The sequence below is a fragment of the Microbacterium sp. P03 genome, assembly GCF_043556235.1.
In the GTDB taxonomy this organism is placed as follows: Bacteria; Actinomycetota; Actinomycetes; order Actinomycetales; family Microbacteriaceae; genus Microbacterium.
The window spans coordinates 22,577-39,208 of the sequence record NZ_JBIGIM010000001.1; the positions used below are offsets into that span (position 1 = coordinate 22,577).

Below are 16,632 nucleotides of genomic sequence, written 5' to 3' on the forward strand. Positions count from 1 at the left end.
GGGCGAACGCGCACGCGCCAAGGCAGGGGAGCGCATGACCGACGATCCGACGACCCCGCTGGTGGGCGACGCCATCGCCCTTGCTCAGCGCTGGGTCCACGAAGCCGCCGAGGTCGACGCCGATCCCGCCGCCGCCCGGCTCGCCGGCGTCCTGCAGGATGCCAACGGCCTCCCCTTCACGATCGGATTCGTCGATGGGGTCATGCGACCGGAGAGCCTCGCCGCAGCGGCATCCAATCTTCAGCGCGTCGCCCCGCTCGTTCCGGACTTCCTTCCCTGGTACCTGCGCGGCGCCGTCCGCCTGGGGGGCGTGATGGCTCCGGTGCTGCCGACGCCGGTCGTGCCGATCGCGCGCCGCGTCCTGCGTGAGATGGTCGGGCACCTCGTGGTCGACGCCCGCCCCGAGAAGCTCGGACCGGCGATCGCCAAGATCCGCGAGAGCGGCGCCCGACTGAACCTCAATCTGCTCGGCGAAGCCGTTCTGGGCGAGCAGGAGGCCCTGAGCCGCCTCGACGGCATCCACGAGCTCATCCGTCGCGCCGACGTCGACTACGTCTCGGTGAAGGTGTCGGCGATCGCGTCCCACATCTCGATGTGGGCGTTCGACGAGGTCGTCGACACGGTCGTCGCACGACTGCTGCCCCTGTATCTCAGCGCCGCAGGCGACGACACGTTCATCAACCTCGACATGGAGGAGTACCGCGACCTCGACCTGACGATCGCCGTCTTCATCCGCCTGCTGGAGGACCCGCGCCTGAAGGCCCTGGAGGCCGGAATCGTGTTGCAGGCCTACCTGCCGGACGCCCTCCCCGCGCTGCAGCAGCTCACCGCGTGGGCGAAGCAGCGCGTCGCCGACGGCGGTGCTCGCATCAAGGTGCGCCTGGTGAAGGGCGCGAACCTGGCGATGGAACGCGTAGACGCCACCATGCACGACTGGGAGCTCGCCACCTACGGAGCGAAGGTCGATTCCGACGCCAACTACCTGCGGTGCCTCGACGCGGCACTGCACCCCGAGAACACCGCGGCCGTGCGCATCGGCGTCGCCGGCCACAACCTGTTCGACATCGCCTACGCGTGGCTGCTCGCCGGGGAGCGCGGCGTCCGTGCAGACGCCGAGTTCGAGATGCTCCTCGGCATGGCGCAGGGACAGGTGGAGGCGGTCGCCCGCGAGGTCGGCCACGTGCTGCTCTACGTCCCGGTGGTTCGCCCGGACGAGTTCGATGTCGCGATCAGCTACCTCGTCCGGCGGCTGGAGGAGAACGCGTCGAGCGACAACTTCCTCTCGGCCGCCTTCGAGCTCGCCGACCAGCCGTCCCTGTTCGATCGCGAACGCGACCGGTTCCTGGCCTCCCTGGAGCGCGCAGCGGATGCCTCGTTCCCGACCGGTCCGAACCGCAGCCAGGACCGCCGCGCGGCGGGCGAGCCCGTGATCTCGGCCGGTTCCGCACCGCTCGACCCGGGGGCGGACGAGCCCGAGTCGGGCCGGGCACGCCGGCCCGGCGAGCCCGAGGTCGACGCCACCAGAGTGGTTCTCGGCATCGCGCGCGGGTCCGCCGGCGGCGCCTCGGCCCACGACGACCGCGACATCGACTCCGGAATCGACCTGGGGGAGACCGCCCCGCTCGAACCGTCGGCACCGTCGCTGCTGTTCGCCGGTGACGCATACGTCGAGACCGCCATCTTCTCTCCGCGCGAATCCGAGGGGACCGCCGCGGGGGCGCCGGGGTTCCGCAACACCCCCGACTCCGACCCCGCACTGCCGGCCACCCGCGAGTGGTCGCGAGAGATCCTCGCCCGCATCGACACCTCCACCGCCGGCGACGCGACCATCGCCGCCGCCCTCGTCGATGATCCCGAAGTGCTCGAGGGCATCGTGGCCCACGTCCGCGACGCGGCGACCGGGTGGGGCGCGCTGCCCGCAGCCGACCGCTCCGCGGTGCTCGTGGCCGCCGCTCGCGCGCTCGAAGACCGACGCGGCGAACTGATCGAGGTCGCGGCATCCGAAACCGGCAAGGTCTTCGCGGAGGCCGACGTCGAGGTGAGCGAAGCGGTGGACTTCGCGAACTACTACGCCGCCACCGCGCGGGAACTCGACAGCGTCGGCGGGGCCGTCTTCGTCCCGGCGCAGCTGACCGTCGTCACCCCGCCCTGGAACTTCCCGCTGGCGATCCCCGCCGGCGGGGTGCTCGCCGCCCTCGCCGCGGGCTCGGGCGTCGTCTTCAAGCCCGCGCCCCAGGCCCGCCGCTGCGCCGCCGTGCTCGCCGAGGCCCTGTGGGCCGCCGGAGTGCCTCGCGACGTGCTCGCCCTGGTCGACATCGACGAGGGCGACCTCGGCCGGCGCCTCATCTCGCATCCCGACGTCGACCGCGTCATCCTCACGGGCTCGTGGGAGACCGCCGCCCTGTTCCGTTCGTGGCGTCCCGACCTGCCGATGCTCGCCGAGACGAGCGGCAAGAACGCCATGATCGTCATGCCGTCGGCCGACCTCGATCTCGCGGCATCCGATCTCATCAAGAGCGCTTTCGGCCATGCCGGTCAGAAATGCTCGGCAGCCTCGCTCGCGATCCTCGTCGGACCGGTCGGCAGATCGGAGCGCTTCGCACGACAGCTCGTGGATGCGGCGACCTCGCTGCGCGTCGGACCTCCGACCGACCCGCTGTCGGAGGTGGGACCGGTCATCGAGCCACCGCAGGGCAAGCTGCAGTGGGCGCTGACGACCCTCGACGATGATGAGCGCTGGCTCGTGCAGCCGCGCCCCCTCTCCGGAGACTCGACCGGTCGGTACTGGACTCCGGGCATCCGCACGGGAGTGCGCCCGGGCTCGCGCTTCCACCGCGAGGAGTTCTTCGGGCCGGTGCTCGGTGTGATGCACGCGAGCTCACTGACCCAGGCGATCGAACTGCAGAACGCCGTCGCCTACGGCCTGACCGCGGGGCTCTACACGCAGAACCCCGACGACCTCGCGCGCTGGCTCGACGGTGTGCAGGCGGGCAACCTCTACGTCAACCGCGGCATCACGGGCGCGATCGTGCAGCGCCAGCCGTTCGGCGGATGGAAGCGCTCGTCGGTCGGTGCCGGCACCAAGGCCGGCGGGCCGAACTACCTCGTCGGGCTGGGATCGTGGCGCCCCTCGACCGGCGGCGCGGGATCGAGCACGCTGCATCTGCGCGGTCTCGACACCCGCATCACGAGCGTCATCGAGGCGGCCCAGCCGTCGCTGGACTACGACGCCTTCGAATGGCTGCGGCGCGCGGCCCTCTCGGACGCGATCATGTGGAGTCGCGAGTTCGGCCAGGTCAGGGACGTCTCCCGGCTCGGCGTGGAACGCAATCTGTTCCGGTACCGTCCGCTCGACGTGGAGGTGCGCGCGACCGCGGACGCCTCGTGGCAGGCGTTGCTGCGCGTGGTGATCGCCGGTATCCGCGCGGGCTCCACCTTCGTCGTCAGCACGCCCGTCGGACTCCCCGCTCCCGTGCGGCACGCGCTCGCGGAGCAGGACGTGGTGGTGTACCTCGAGACGGACGAGCAGTGGCGACAGCGGATGCTGCGGACCGAGGCATCCGCTCCCGGCGACGCGCCGGCGCACGGGGTGGGCGTCCGGGCGTCGCGTGTGCGGCTGGTCGGCCCGCGCCCCTCGACCCGCGCGGAGGAGCTGGCCCTCGCCGAGACGGTCTCGGGCGATCCCGACCTCGCGATCTATGCGAACGAGGTGACCACCGCCGGCCGCCTGGAGCTACTGCCGTTCCTGCACGAGCAGGCGATCTCGATCACGGCGCACCGCTTCGGCAATCCCGACGGCTGGTCGGAAGCGGTCATCTAGGCAGCTCGACCATGAAGGCGTCCACGAGTCCGCGGGCCGCGATGCCGAAGAGGGTCCAATGCCCTTCCGGACCCTCATCGGTCGCGGCGATGTCGATGAGCGGGTGGTCGAGGCCTTCGGCGGCGCGCACCGCGAACCCTTCGCCGAGAGCCGCCATCGCCTCGGCGAAATCCTGGATCGTGTACGGGGTGCGCATGCGCATCCCGTACCGCCGCATCATCGATGAATAGAAGGCGATGAAGTCCTCGACCGACTCGGCGTGACGCGCGGCGCTCGCTTCGCGCAGCTCGGGCCACGCGCCCGCGGCCGTCCGCAGGGAGAGCGCCGTGATGAATGCGTGCGACGCCCTCGATTCGGGCTCTCGGTGGAACTGGGAGGCGTACGCGACATGGTCCTCGGCGGCGGCGCGGATGACGTCGTTCATCGGGCGATCGCTGTCGAGGGCATCCCGCACCGCGGTCTCGGCGCTCGCTGTGGGCGGCGCGAACCGGAGACCCACCATCTCGACCGAAAGATCGCGATGGTACTCGGTCTGGTCGGCCCAGATCCGGTAAGCCGCCCCCGTCGTGAGACCGACGTTTCGCAGCACCTCCTGCAGACGGATGTGCTGCACCCCCGCCGAGGCCCCGCGTTCGAGCAGCAGCTGCAGGCCTGCGTCGAGGATGAGTCGGCGGGTCTCCTCAGTGCTGCGACGGGTCATGCCCACAGCTTGTCAGGTTCACCCCGACGGTGGCGGGTGGGAACATGAACATGTGGCAGAGGCGATCACGCAGCAGCGCATCCTGGAGCACGTCCAGCGACTCGGTGACCAGTACCCGCCGATCGCGCTCGCCTCCGTCGATCGTGAGATCCGCGATGCGCGTGCCGTCGATGCGCAGTACGGCCACGTCATCGACTACCTCGCCCGCGTCGAGCTCGAAGTCGATCGCAACGTGCTCGAGCTGCTCGTGCTGCTCCCCGACGTCACCGAGGTCGACCGCATGTTCTACGCCGATGTCTGGCAGCCGCAGGAGATCCAGCACGGATTGATCCTCGATCGCCTGCAGCAGGACCTGGGGCGCCCCGCCGCCGCCCCCGAGCTCGAGGTCTCCCTCAAGATGAAGATCATGGGCGCCCTCGCCCACTTCTCGCAGATCCAGGACATCGCCCGCCTGCTCTACTACCTCACCGGTGCCAGTACGGAACGTCAGGCGGTGCTGGCGTACAACATCATCAACGACGGCATGCGGCGGCTCGGGGAGTCGGCGATCTCGCAGACGATCATCACCCCGATCAAGCAGCAGGAGCCCGGGCACTTCGCGTTCTACCGGATGTCGGCGACCGCGCTCGTGCAGAGCGGCGACCTCAAGCCGTGGCAGCTCTACCTCGCCCGCGTGCTGCGTGAGAAGACCTACAACCTCGTCGGGACGAACGGTCAGGACCGCTATCGCGCGCAGATGGGCGGAGTGGCGACGGCTCTCGGCTTCGCCGACGACCTCGAGAAGTATGCCCGTGAGGTCGGCCGCATCGAGGCCCAGCTACTCTGGGCCGACCACCGGGGCATGGAGTTTCCCCCATACGTGCTGAAGGCACTGCGCGAGAGCATCGACCTCTACCGCGAACGCGGCTTCGGCTGACCTCTCGCGCAGCGCCTTCGCGCCGTGCGGAGCCGCGCCCGACTACGGGACGATCAGTGAGCCCGCGGTGGTCGCCGAGTTCGCTCCGATGAGCTCTTCGTTCTCTTCGCGCTCCTGCTGTCGCTTCTCGTCGGCCGCCTCCTGCAGTGCCGACTTCGCGCGCAGCGGAGGCGTCTTGAAGAAGAGGGACAGGATGAACGCGAGCAGCACGACGCTCATCGCCACCCAGTAGACCGACACGGCCGACTGGTTGAACGCGACGAGGAAGGGCTTCGTGAGACGCGGGTCGGCGCCCACCAGGAACGACGTGTCATCGAGCGTCGACGAGCCCACGGACTCGCCCGACTGCCCGGAAGTGAACTGGTCCTCGAGCGTGTCGGCGAGGGTGTCCACGAAGGCCGTGCGCTGCGCCTCGTCGGAGAAGTCGAGCGAGACCGACCCGTCGGCGCCGATCCTCGCGACCGGGATCTGCTCGGTGATCTGGGCCGCGGCGGCGGACTGCGCCTCCGCGACGGCCGTCGCCGTCGCCGTCGCCTGCGCGGCAGCGGGGATCTCGCCCGCAGCGACCTTGTCGGCGACCGCCTGGGTCGCGGCATCCGTCGCCTGCGTCAGCCCGTCCTGGATCTGCGCCGTCGTGGCGTCCGTCGCCTGCGTCACGATCGGCGCATACACCTCGTCCATGATCGCGGTGTTGGCGGGCACCGACGACGTCGCCGGGTCGAGGGCGGCATCGAGGGCGCCGGTGAGTGTCGCGCGGTCGGCGAAGGAACCGGTGATGTTCGTCGGCATGAGCGTGAACAGCAGGGACAGCAGGATGGCCGTACCGAGGGTTCCACCGATCTGACGGAAGAACGTCGACGCGCTCGTGGCCACGCCCATGTCGCGGAGCCCCACCGAGTTCTGGCTGGCGATCGTGAGCGTCTGCATGAGCTGGCCCAGGCCCAGGCCGATGACGAGCATCGCGGCGGCGAGGTACCAGTACGGGGTGTCGTACCGCATGAAGGTCAGGATGAGGAAGCCGGTCGCCATGAGCGCGGTGCCGAGGATGGGGAACATGCGGTACCGCCCGGTGCGGGCGATGATCTGACCGCTGCCGATGGAGGCGATCATGAGGCCGAGGATCATCGGCAGCATCTGGAAGCCGCTCTCGGTGGGCGAGGAGCCGAGCACGAGCTGCAGGTAGAGCGGGAGGGTGAGCATCGCGCCGAACATGCCGAAGCCGACCAGCACGCCGATGATCGTCGCCATCGAGAACGTCGACGAGCGGAAGAGCTTCAACGGGATGAGCGCGTCGTCCTTCATGAGGGTCTCGGCGATGACGAAAGCCAGAACGCCGATGGCGCCGATCACGTAGCACGCGATGGCGATGCCCGAGCCCCAGCCCCACTCGCGGCCCTGCTCGGCGACGAGCAGCAGCGGCACGAGCGCCATGATGACGAACGTCGCGCCCCACCAGTCGATCCGCACCGAGTGCCGCGACTGCCGGGGGATGTGCAGGAACCGCCACACGATTCCGAGGGCGACGATGCCGATCGGCACGTTGATGAGGAACACCCAGCGCCAGCCGGCGATCCAGAGGATCTGGTCGGCGCCCGCGAACAGGCCGCCGACGAGGGGGCCGATGACGCTCGAGATGCCGAAGACGGCGAGGAAGTAGCCCTGGTACTTCGCGCGCTCACGCGGCGCGAGCATGTCGCCCATGATCGCGAGCGGCATCGACATGAGGCCGCCGGCCCCGAGGCCCTGTACGGCGCGGAAGGCGGCGAGCTCGATCATCGAGGTCGAGAAGCTCGCGAGGATCGAGCCGATGATGAAGATCACGATCGCGATGAGGAACAGCGGTCGACGACCGAAGATGTCGGACAGCTTGCCGTAGATCGGCGTCGAGATCGTCGAGACGATCAGGTAGGCGGTCGTCACCCACGCCTGCAGGCTGAGGCCGTTCAGGTCGTCGCCGATCGTGCGGATCGCCGTGCCCACGACGGTCTGATCGAGGGCGGAGAGGAACATGCCCGCCATCAGGCCGACGATGACGAACATGATCATGCGGTGGGTCATCACCGTGTGCGTGCCGTCGGTTTTCGGGTGGCGGGTTTCAGCGACGTCTGACATCGGTCCTCATCGGGGTTCAGCGGGAAGCAGGGTTCAACGGGAAGGGGCGGCGCTCTGCGCGATCGCGGCGACCACGGAAGTGAAGTCGTTGTCGCAGGTCAACCAACATTAGCGCTTCTCGCATTCCCGCGGCACCGGTTTCACGGCGGTATCGCCGGGGGAACGTGCCAGAATGAACCCGGCGTGCCCGGAATCGCCCTTCTTCGCACCGCTCCCGCGAGCAGCGCAGGGAGGGGCCGCCGGGCCTCTGGACATCGTCCGCCCGTCCCTCCCGCAAGGAGAAGTCATGACGACGCCCACCCGTACCGACCCGTCCCGCACCGATCAGCCCCGGATCGCCCAGCGCCGCCGCTATCTCATGTGCCGGCCCGAGCACTTCACGGTCAGCTACACGATCAATCCGTGGATGGAGCCGGCCAATCCGACCGATACGGCCAAGGCCGTCCGTCAGTGGCAGGACCTGTACGACATGTACGTGCAGCTCGGGCACGAGGTCGAGCTGATCGATCCCATCATCGGCCTGCCCGACATGGTCTACACCGCCAACGGCGGGTTCCTGATCGACAACGTCGCCTACGGCGCGAAGTTCCGCTTCCGCGAGCGCGGTCCCGAGGGCCCCGCGTTCATGGACTGGTTCGCCGCGAACGGCTACGACGTGCGCGCCCCCGCGGAGGTCAACGAGGGCGAAGGCGACTTCCTCCTGGTCGGCGAGGCGATCCTCGCGGGAACCGGCTTCCGCTCGACGGGAGACTCGCATCGGGAGATCGGCGAGATCTTCGGACGCGAGGTCGTGTCGCTGACGCTCACGGATCCGCGGTTCTACCACCTCGACACCGCGATCGCGGTGCTCGACCCCGTGCAGGGCGAAGGCGGCGTCGAGCACGCGAACATCGCGTACCTGCCCGGCGCGTTCGATGAGGCCAGCCAGGCGATCCTCGCGGAGCGCTACCCCGACGCGATCCGGGTCTCGGACGAGGACGGCTCGGTCTTCGGACTCAACTCCTCCAGCGACGGCTACAACGTCATCATCTCCCCCCGGGCGAAGGGCTTCGAGCAGCAGCTGCGCGAGCGCGGCTACAACCCGATCAAGGTCGACCTGTCGGAGCTCCTCCTCGGCGGCGGCGGCATCAAGTGCTGCACCCTCGAGCTGCGCGGGGCGGAGAAATGACTCCCGCGCACTCGCCGGCGCTGAGCACGGGCACGATCCGCGTCATCGGCGCCGAAGAGGACCACCTCGCGCACAACTACCATCCGCTCCCCGTCGTCATCTCGAAGGGCGAGGGTGCGTGGGTCACCGACGTCGAGGGCAAGCGCTACCTCGACCTGCTGGCGGCCTACTCCGCGCTCAACTTCGGGCACGGGCATCCGGCCATCCTCGCGGTCGTCCGCGAGCAGCTCGAACGCCTCACGCTGACGAGCCGGGCGTACCACAACGACCAGCTCGGACCCTTCGCAGGGGCGCTGGCGAACCTCTGCGGCAAAGATCTGGTGCTGCCGATGAACACCGGCGCCGAGGCGGTCGAGACCGGCATCAAGGTCGCGCGCGCGTGGGCCTATCGCACGAAGGGCGTGGCTCCGGATGCCGCGACCATCGTCGTCGCGGACGGCAACTTCCACGGCCGCACCACGACGATCGTGGGTTTCAGCGACGACCCGCAGGCCCGCGACGACTTCGGTCCGTACGGGCCGGGCTTCGTGCACGTGCCGTTCGGGGATGCCGCGGCGCTGGAGGCGGCGATCACCCCGTCCACCGCGGCGGTGCTGATCGAGCCCATCCAAGGGGAGGCCGGTATCGTCATCCCGCCCGAGGGCTACCTGCAGGCCGTTCGCGAGATCTGCACGCGAGCAAACGTGCTGTTCATCGCCGACGAGATCCAATCCGGGCTCGGACGCGTCGGCACGACGTTCGCGTGCGATCGCGAGAACGTGGTTCCCGATGTCTATCTCCTCGGAAAGGCGCTGGGAGGCGGCATCCTGCCCCTCTCCGCCGTCGTCGCCGACCGGGAGGTGCTCGGTGTGATCCGCCCGGGCGAGCACGGCTCGACCTTCGGCGGGAATCCGCTGGCGGCCGCGGTGGGCACCCGGGTCGTCGAGATGCTCGCGACCGGCGAGTTCCAGAAGCGCGCGACCGCGCTGGGCGGGCACCTCGCCGCGCAGCTCGAGGGGCTCATCGGTCACGGCGTCACGGCGGTGCGCGTCGCCGGCCTCTGGGCCGGAGTCGACATCGATCCCGCGGTCGGAACGGGGCGCGAGGTCGCCGAGCGGCTGCTCGGGCGCGGGGTGCTCGTGAAGGACACGCACGGGCAGACGATCCGCATCGCTCCGCCGCTCATCGTGCGCGCGACCGAGCTGGACTGGGCCGTCGAGCAGCTCCGCGTGGTGCTCGCGGGCTGAGGATGAGATGCGCGTGCTCATCGCGGGGGCGCTTCGCGGACGGCGGACGACCACACCCACGTCTTGAACTCGCGGCCCGCGATCGTGAATCGGATGGCGACGGCATGCGCCGTCCAGCTGCACGCCTCGGCGTCGACGAGCAGCGGCGTCTCGCCGAACCGCACCCACGCGCGGACGGGTTTGGGTTGCGGGTCGCGGGTGAAGGCCTCGTGATCGAGCTCGAGTTCTTCTTTGCGGAGGCACTGCAGAGGGCCGGATGTCTCGGCCACTCGCTGCACGATGCGGTCGTCCATGAGCCGGTCGTAATGCGCGGCGTAGCGTCGGCTGGTGCCCATCGAGCCTCCTTTCGGGCACGTCATCGAGACTAGACCGATTCGAACACCTGTTCTATTGTTAACCGCTATGAGCGAAACGACTATCGAGCATGAGTTGACCCTATGGATGGTCAACGACGTTCCGACCCGCATGTTCTACGCCGGGCGGAGGTGGCGGGTGACCGATACGCCGACGCGGCTGCGCGAATCGGTGTGGAGCGTTCCGCTCGAGCACCGGAAGGGGCTGTACGGGTGGCGCTTCCAGGCGACCGACCCCGACGGCGAGACCTATGTGTTCGACGTGCATCGCGGCGAAGACCACTGGCACGTGCACCGGGCGTACGACTGAGCTCCCGGGTCCCGCTGTCGGTGGCCGTCGGTACGTTCCTGATCCATGGCCGAACGGGTGGAGCTGTGGTGGGCGCGCAGACAGTTCTCGCGGGGCGCGGAGGTGCCGTACCCGGTGGGAACGTACCGCGAGGAGTGGGCGGGCTACCCCGCGCTGATCCGGCAGTACCACCCCGATCTGAACGCGGGCATCACCCTCACTCAGATCCCGCCGGCCGCCGACGTGCTCCTGTGCTGGCAGTGCGAAGCCGACCACCGATTCGCGGCGACGCCCGATGAGCAGCGCAACCGGCCCGGCCGCGTCCGCCGGCGGTCGGCCTGGTGCCCCGACTGCACGGCGCTGGCCGTGCCGCCCCGGGCGGGGGCCCGCGCGAAGAGGCCCGCGCCGGCCGTGTGCGACAAGACGCCACCCCTGCCCGTCGGGGAGGCGTTCGTGTCGCGGTGCGCGCCGAAGCCGGCATCGGCGGCCGAAGCGCGGTTGCGGGCCGAGCTCACCGCCCGCCTCGCGGTCACCCACGGGATGAACGCGGTGAAGGTGGGGCGCCCGTTCTTCCGCCACCGCGAGGTATGGCCCGACATCCTGCTCCCCGAACTGCGGGTCGTGATCGAGTACGACACCCCCGGCAGGCACGGACTGGAGCACGTCGGTCAGCGCGAAGTCGCCGACCGTCGCAAAGACACGCTGCTGCGCGCCTCGGGCTGGGAGGTCGTGCGGGTCCGCACGGGCCGCCTGGAGCCGCTCGGCCCCCACGACCTGCAGCTCGCATCGGTCGGAAAGCGCGGGGTCGAGATGCTCATCGACGTGCTGCGCGACGTGCGTGGGCCGCTGATGGTGGACGCCTACCTCCGGTGAGGCACGGCGCCGGGTCAGATCACCTGGACGGTGACCTCGTCCCAGCCCGTCGCACCGTCGGGCGCGGGGGGAGCCTGGTCGGGGGTCTGCACCTCGCCGTCGACACTCGTGGCGCGGCAGCGGATGGTGTGCGCGCCGGACGAGGCGTCCCACGGCAGGCTCCATTGCACCCAGGTGTCATCCGAGATCGCGGTCGCGAGGGTGGCCTGCTGCCAGGCGCCGTCGTCGACCTGCACCTCGACGCCGGACACGCCCACGTGCTGGTGCCAGGCCACGCCGGCGATCACGCTCGCACCGACCGGGGCGTTTCCCCGCGGCACGTCGATGCGCGACTCGAGCTTGATCGGACCGCGATCCGACCACCCGCGATCGGTCCAGTAGCCGCGTGCATCCGCGAACCGCGTCACCTGCAGCTCGGTCACCCACTTGGTCGCCGACACGTAGCCGTACAGTCCGGGCACGACCATCCGCACGGGGAAGCCGTGCTCGGCGGGAAGGGGCTCGCCGTTCATGCCGACGGCGAGGATCGCATTTCGGTCGTCGGTCAGCGCCTCGATCGGCGTCGAGGCCGTGAACCCGTCGCTCGACCGCGACAGCACCATGTCGGCATCGCTCGTCGGGGCGGCCCGCTTCAGCAGTTCGCGGATCGGATATCCGAGCCACAGCGCATTGCCGATCAGATCACCGCCGACCTCGTTCGACACGCACGTCAGCGTCGTGTAGCTCTCCTCGAGCGGCAGAGCGAGCAGCTCGTCCCACGTGATCGTCACCTCCTGCTCGACCATTCCGTAGATGCGCAGACTCCAGCCGGCCGTGTCGAGCTGCGGCACGATCAGCGCCGTGTCGATCCGGTAGAAGTCGGCATTCGGCGTGATGACGGGCGAGAGCCCCTCCACGTTCAGGCTCGCCGAGGCGGGCACGGCGGGCGCCACGACCGCGGGCGCCGGAAGTCTGAGGGCTGAACGCACCGCCTCGACCGAGCGCGTACCGGCACGCAGTGCCGAGCCGCCGATGGCTGCGAGCACCCCCACCGCGATCGTGCCTCCGCTCCACGCGAGGAAGTTGCGTCGGTCCTCACCCTGGGGCGCGGGCGGGGCATCCGGACGCAGCAGGAACCACAGGACGACGGATGCCGCGACCCCGGCGACCGCCGACGGGACCCACGACAGCAGGCCGGAGTCGGCTCGCGTCATGGCGGCGATCGCCCCCGCGAGACCGACCAGGAGGACGACCGCGCGACCCCAGGGGGGTCGCACCCGCTCGAGGACCCCGGCACCCGCCGCGACCACGAGGAGCACGATGGCGATGCCCACGAGCAGAGCCGCCTTGTCGTTCGTGCCGAAGAGGGCGATCGCGGTGTCCTTCGCCCAGGCCGGAGCGAGGTCGATCATCGCGGAGCCGATCGAGGCGAACGGACTGGAGCCGGGGGAGAGGATCGCAGCGGTCAGCTCACCGAGACCCGCGCCCAGGACGACCGCGGCGACGCCGGCGATCGAGCCGGTCACGAGTCGTCGTCGTCCCGTGCCCACGTCGGCGGGACTCGAGCGCACCTCAGTCGGGGTCATCACGCTCTCAGGCTAGGCCGGACGCGTCGGGATGCGGCGGTCGGGACCTCTCGATTCGCCGTGAAACGGGCCGTGCACAGGGTGCGGCATCCGCTCGAGAAGCGCCCCGACACCCGCCCGGCTTCGGAAACACTCCGGCAACACGCCGCCTACTAGGCTCGTCGCATGGGCGATCTGTTCGATGGGTACGGCTCCACGCTGGCGCCGCGCAAGACGGTCAGCGGCATCCCCGCGTTCGATGAGATGTTCGGCGGGCCCGAGCATCCGGGTGCCCCGGCGCAGTCCCGTGAGGCCTACAAGGAGCTGTACAGCGCGCTCGCGCAGATGACGCAGGAAGAGCTGCGCGGACGCACCGAATCGCTCGCCAGCTCGTATCTCGCCCAGGGTGTCACGTTCGATTTCGCGGGCGAGGAACGCCCGTTCCCGCTCGACGCCGTGCCGCGCGTGATCGCCTACGACGAGTGGGCGCGTGTCGAAGCCGGCGTCAAGCAGCGCGTCCGCGCGCTCGAGGCGTTCCTCGACGACGCCTACGGTCACCAGCACTGCGTACGCGACGGCGTGCTGCCCGCCGGACTGATCGCATCGTCGCAGTACTTCTACCGCCAGGCGGCCGGGATCCACAGTGCCAACGGGGTGCGCATCCAGGTCTCGGGCATCGACCTGATCCGCGACGAGAACGGCGAGATGCGCGTCCTCGAAGACAACGTGCGCGTCCCCAGCGGCGTGAGCTACGTCATCTCCAACCGCCGCGTGATGGCGCAGACCCTGCCCGAGCTCTTCGTCTCGATGCGCGTCCGCCCCGTCGGCGACTATCCCAACAAGCTGCTCGCCGCACTCCGCGCCGCGGCTCCAGCCGGCATCGAGGATCCGAGCGTCGTCGTGCTCACCCCGGGGGTGTTCAACTCCGCCTACTTCGAGCACACGCTGCTCGCGCGACTCATGGGCGTCGAGCTCGTCGAGGGCCGCGATCTGCTCTGCGCGGGCGGCAAGGTCTTCATGCGCACGACGCGCGGACTCAAGCGCGTCGACGTGATCTACCGCCGGCTCGACGACGACTTCCTCGACCCGCTGCAGTTCCGCGCCGACTCCATGCTCGGGGCCCCCGGTCTCATGCTCGCCGCCCGCCTCGGCAACGTCACGATCGCCAATGCGGTGGGCAACGGCGTCGCCGACGACAAGCTGCTCTACACCTACGTGCCCGATCTCATCCGCTACTACCTCGCCGAAGAGCCCCTCATCAAGAACGTCGACACATGGCGGCTGGAGGACCCGGGCGCGTTGGAGGAGGTCCTCGACCGCCTGCACGAGCTCGTGGTCAAGCCCGTCGACGGGTCGGGTGGGAAGGGTCTGGTCGTAGGGCCGGATGCCTCGCCCGCCGAACTCGACAAGCTGCGCAAGAAGCTCCGCGCCGACCCGCGCGGCTGGATCGCCCAGCCCGTCGTCATGCTCTCGACGATCCCGACGCTGGTCGAGGACGGGATGCGCCCGCGCCACGCCGACCTGCGCCCGTTCGCGGTCAACGACGGCGACGACATCTGGGTGCTGCCCGGTGGACTCACCCGCGTCGCTCTGCCCGAAGGAGAGCTCGTGGTCAACTCCAGCCAGGGCGGCGGATCGAAGGACACCTGGATCGTCGGCGGTGCCGCGCCGGGCAACGTCGAGTACGAGCGCTCGCAGGACATCGCCGAGCTCGTCGCCGAGCAGGCCACGCCCACGCAGGCGATCCCGATCATCTACGACGCGCAGCCGCCCGTCACGCATTCCCCGCAGGACCCGGGCGGAGCGCACGAGCAGCAGGAGCAGCAACAGCAGCAGGGGTGGGAGGAGTCCTCATGCTGAGCCGCATCGCCGAGTCGCTCTTCTGGATCGGACGATACGTCGAACGCGCCGACGGCACCGCGCGCATCCTCGACACGCACCTGCAGCTGCTCCTCGAAGACCCGTGGATCGACGAGGACACGGCGTGCCGCTCGCTGCTCAGCGTGATGGGGACGTCCGCACCCGAGGGCCTCGTCAAGGTGCGGCGGGAGGACGTGCTGCAGCTGCTCGCCGTCGATCGCGCCAACGCGGCGGCGATCGCCTACTCGCTGCAGGCGGCCCGCGAGAACGCGCGGCGCGCCCGCGAGATCGTCTCGACCGAGTTGTGGGAAGTGCTCAACACGACATACTCCCGGATGCCGCGCCGACTGCAGACCGACAAGGTGCACGACTTCTTCAAATGGGTGCGGGAGCGCTCGGCGCTCGCTGTGGGCATCATGGACTCCTCGACGAGCCGTGACGAGGCGTGGCAGTTCTTCACGCTCGGCCGCAGCATCGAGCGTGCGGACATGACCGCCCGCCTGCTGGCCACACGGTCGCTGACCGAGGCATCCGGTCCTTCCTGGACGACGATCCTGCGATCGTGCGCCGCGTACGAGGCGTACCTGCGCACCTACCGCGGCATGCCGAGCGCGCAGAACGCCGCCGAGTTCCTGCTGCTCGACCGCCTCTTCCCCCGCTCGATCATCTACTCGATCCAGACGGCCGAGGCGTGCATGAGCGCGATCGACCCGCGGGCCGACCGCGTCGGGCACTCCAACACGGTGCTGCGGGCGCTCGGGCGGATCCGCAACGACCTGGAGTACCGCCCGATCGGAGAGATCCTCAGCGAGCTGCCGCTGCACATGGAGCGGGTGCAGACGGTGACCCGTGAGGCATCGGTCGCGATCCGCGACCGCTTCTTCCCGACACTGGCGGAGCCGAGCTGGATCGGAGAGACCTCATGAAGCGCTTGCGCATCGAGCACCAGACGGGCTTCACCTACAAGGGCGACGTCACGGCGTCATACAACGAGGCACGGATGCTGCCGAGCTCGACCGACAGCCAGTTCGTGCTGAGCTCCGCCCTCGAGATCGACCCGACGTCGTCGGTCAACCAGTACGTGGACTACTTCGGCACCCGCGTCGCGTCGTTCGACGTGCTGCAGGCGCACAGCCAGCTGCAGATCACCGCCCGCAGCCTCGTCGAGGTGCGCCCTCGGCCGATCGATCACGTCGAGATCACGTGGGATCGCCTCAAGATGGCGGCTGCCCGCGGCATCTCCACGGTCGAGCAGCTCGGGCAGTCGGCGCGCACCAAGCCGCATCCCGAGGTGGCGGAGCTGGCGCGCTCCATCGCCGCCCAGCACGACCAGCCCGGCGAGGCGGCGCGGGCGATCGCGTCGACGATCGGCGACTCGGTCGAGTACATGTTCGGGGTGACCGGCGTCGGATCCACGGCGCGTGAAGCGTGGGAGGCGCGGAAAGGCGTCTGCCAGGACATCACGCAGATCACCCTGGGCGCCCTCCGCGAGGTCGGCATCCCGGCGCGCTACGTGTCCGGCTACCTGCACCCGAAGGCGAACGCCGCCGTCGGCGAGGCCGTCCGGGGCGAGTCGCACGCGTGGGTCGAATGGTTCGTGGGGGAGTGGCAGGGCTACGACCCGACGAACAGCAGCGAGATCGGCGATCGCCACGTGCTCGTGGGCCGCGGTCGCGATTACGCCGACGTCCCGCCGCTCCGCGGCGTGTACGCCGGGCCGCACAAGTCGCAGCTGCACGTGAAGGTGACGATCACGCGTGAGGCGTGAGGC

At 69.8% G+C, this 16,632-nt stretch carries 13 protein-coding genes; 9 read left to right on the forward strand and 4 right to left on the reverse strand.

The window, feature by feature from the left end; translation table 11 throughout:
* Positions 1–34 precede the first annotated feature (34 nt).
* Positions 35–3,820, forward strand: a complete 3,786-nt coding sequence (locus tag ACFXOO_RS00095) for a proline dehydrogenase family protein (protein WP_378853372.1) — start codon at positions 35–37, stop codon at positions 3,818–3,820.
* Here ACFXOO_RS00095 and ACFXOO_RS00100 read toward each other — a convergent pair.
* A complete protein-coding gene (locus ACFXOO_RS00100; RefSeq protein WP_378853216.1) occupies positions 3,813–4,520 on the reverse strand; it encodes a hypothetical protein in 708 nt (235 codons plus the stop codon). The genes ACFXOO_RS00095 and ACFXOO_RS00100 overlap by 8 nt on opposite strands.
* Positions 4,521–4,572: 52 nt before the next feature.
* Here ACFXOO_RS00100 and ACFXOO_RS00105 point away from each other — a divergent pair, with 52 nt between their 5' ends.
* A complete protein-coding gene (locus ACFXOO_RS00105) occupies positions 4,573–5,436 on the forward strand; it encodes a GTP-binding protein LepA (protein WP_378843392.1) in 864 nt (287 codons plus the stop codon).
* Positions 5,437–5,478: 42 nt separating this feature from the next.
* Here ACFXOO_RS00105 and ACFXOO_RS00110 read toward each other — a convergent pair whose 3' ends face one another.
* On the reverse strand, positions 5,479–7,548 hold the full coding sequence (locus tag ACFXOO_RS00110; RefSeq protein WP_378853218.1) for an MDR family MFS transporter: 2,070 nt from the start codon (positions 7,546–7,548) through the stop codon (positions 5,479–5,481).
* Positions 7,549–7,834: 286 nt separating this feature from the next.
* Here ACFXOO_RS00110 and ddaH point away from each other — a divergent pair, with 286 nt between their 5' ends.
* Positions 7,835–8,716, forward strand: a complete 882-nt coding sequence (gene ddaH / locus ACFXOO_RS00115; protein ID WP_378843396.1) for a dimethylargininase — start codon at positions 7,835–7,837, stop codon at positions 8,714–8,716.
* Positions 8,713–9,942, forward strand: a complete 1,230-nt coding sequence (gene rocD / locus ACFXOO_RS00120; RefSeq protein WP_378853220.1) for an ornithine--oxo-acid transaminase — start codon at positions 8,713–8,715, stop codon at positions 9,940–9,942. The genes ddaH and rocD overlap by 4 nt, the downstream gene beginning before the upstream one ends.
* Before the next feature lie 17 nt (positions 9,943–9,959).
* Here the strand turns inward: rocD and ACFXOO_RS00125 are convergent, their stop codons facing one another.
* Positions 9,960–10,277 (reverse strand): hypothetical protein, encoded by a 318-nt coding sequence (locus ACFXOO_RS00125; RefSeq protein ID WP_378853222.1) that lies wholly within the window; start codon positions 10,275–10,277, stop codon positions 9,960–9,962.
* A gap of 67 nt (positions 10,278–10,344) precedes the next feature.
* Between ACFXOO_RS00125 and ACFXOO_RS00130 the strand changes: the two genes are divergently transcribed.
* Together ACFXOO_RS00130 and ACFXOO_RS00135 are read left to right on the forward strand one after the other, a co-directional pair.
* Positions 10,345–10,605, forward strand: coding sequence for a hypothetical protein (locus ACFXOO_RS00130; protein ID WP_378843402.1), 261 nt, complete (start codon positions 10,345–10,347; stop codon positions 10,603–10,605).
* A 45-nt stretch (positions 10,606–10,650) separates the two neighbouring features.
* On the forward strand, positions 10,651–11,457 hold the full coding sequence (locus ACFXOO_RS00135; RefSeq protein WP_394562408.1) for a zinc-ribbon domain-containing protein: 807 nt from the start codon (positions 10,651–10,653) through the stop codon (positions 11,455–11,457).
* Positions 11,458–11,471: 14 nt separating this feature from the next.
* On the opposite strand, the gene ACFXOO_RS00140 is transcribed toward ACFXOO_RS00135, so the two are convergent.
* On the reverse strand, positions 11,472–13,022 hold the full coding sequence (locus ACFXOO_RS00140) for a molybdopterin-dependent oxidoreductase (protein ID WP_394563158.1): 1,551 nt from the start codon (positions 13,020–13,022) through the stop codon (positions 11,472–11,474).
* Positions 13,023–13,187: 165 nt separating this feature from the next.
* Between ACFXOO_RS00140 and ACFXOO_RS00145 the strand changes: the two genes are divergently transcribed.
* From ACFXOO_RS00145 to ACFXOO_RS00155, 3 genes are read left to right on the forward strand one after another with little or no spacing between them, the layout of a single operon-like run.
* The gene (locus ACFXOO_RS00145; RefSeq protein ID WP_394562409.1) at positions 13,188–14,861 is read left to right on the forward strand and encodes a circularly permuted type 2 ATP-grasp protein; all 1,674 of its coding nucleotides are present in this window, start codon (positions 13,188–13,190) and stop codon (positions 14,859–14,861) included.
* Positions 14,855–15,787, forward strand: coding sequence for an alpha-E domain-containing protein (locus ACFXOO_RS00150; protein ID WP_378843408.1), 933 nt, complete (start codon positions 14,855–14,857; stop codon positions 15,785–15,787). Before ACFXOO_RS00145 ends, ACFXOO_RS00150 begins: the two co-directional genes overlap by 7 nt.
* Positions 15,784–16,629 carry a transglutaminase N-terminal domain-containing protein gene (locus tag ACFXOO_RS00155; RefSeq protein ID WP_378853228.1) on the forward strand — a complete coding sequence of 282 codons (846 nt, stop codon included), beginning with the start codon at positions 15,784–15,786 and terminating at the stop codon, positions 16,627–16,629. Before ACFXOO_RS00150 ends, ACFXOO_RS00155 begins: the two co-directional genes overlap by 4 nt.
* The last annotated feature ends 3 nt before the right edge of the window (positions 16,630–16,632 follow it).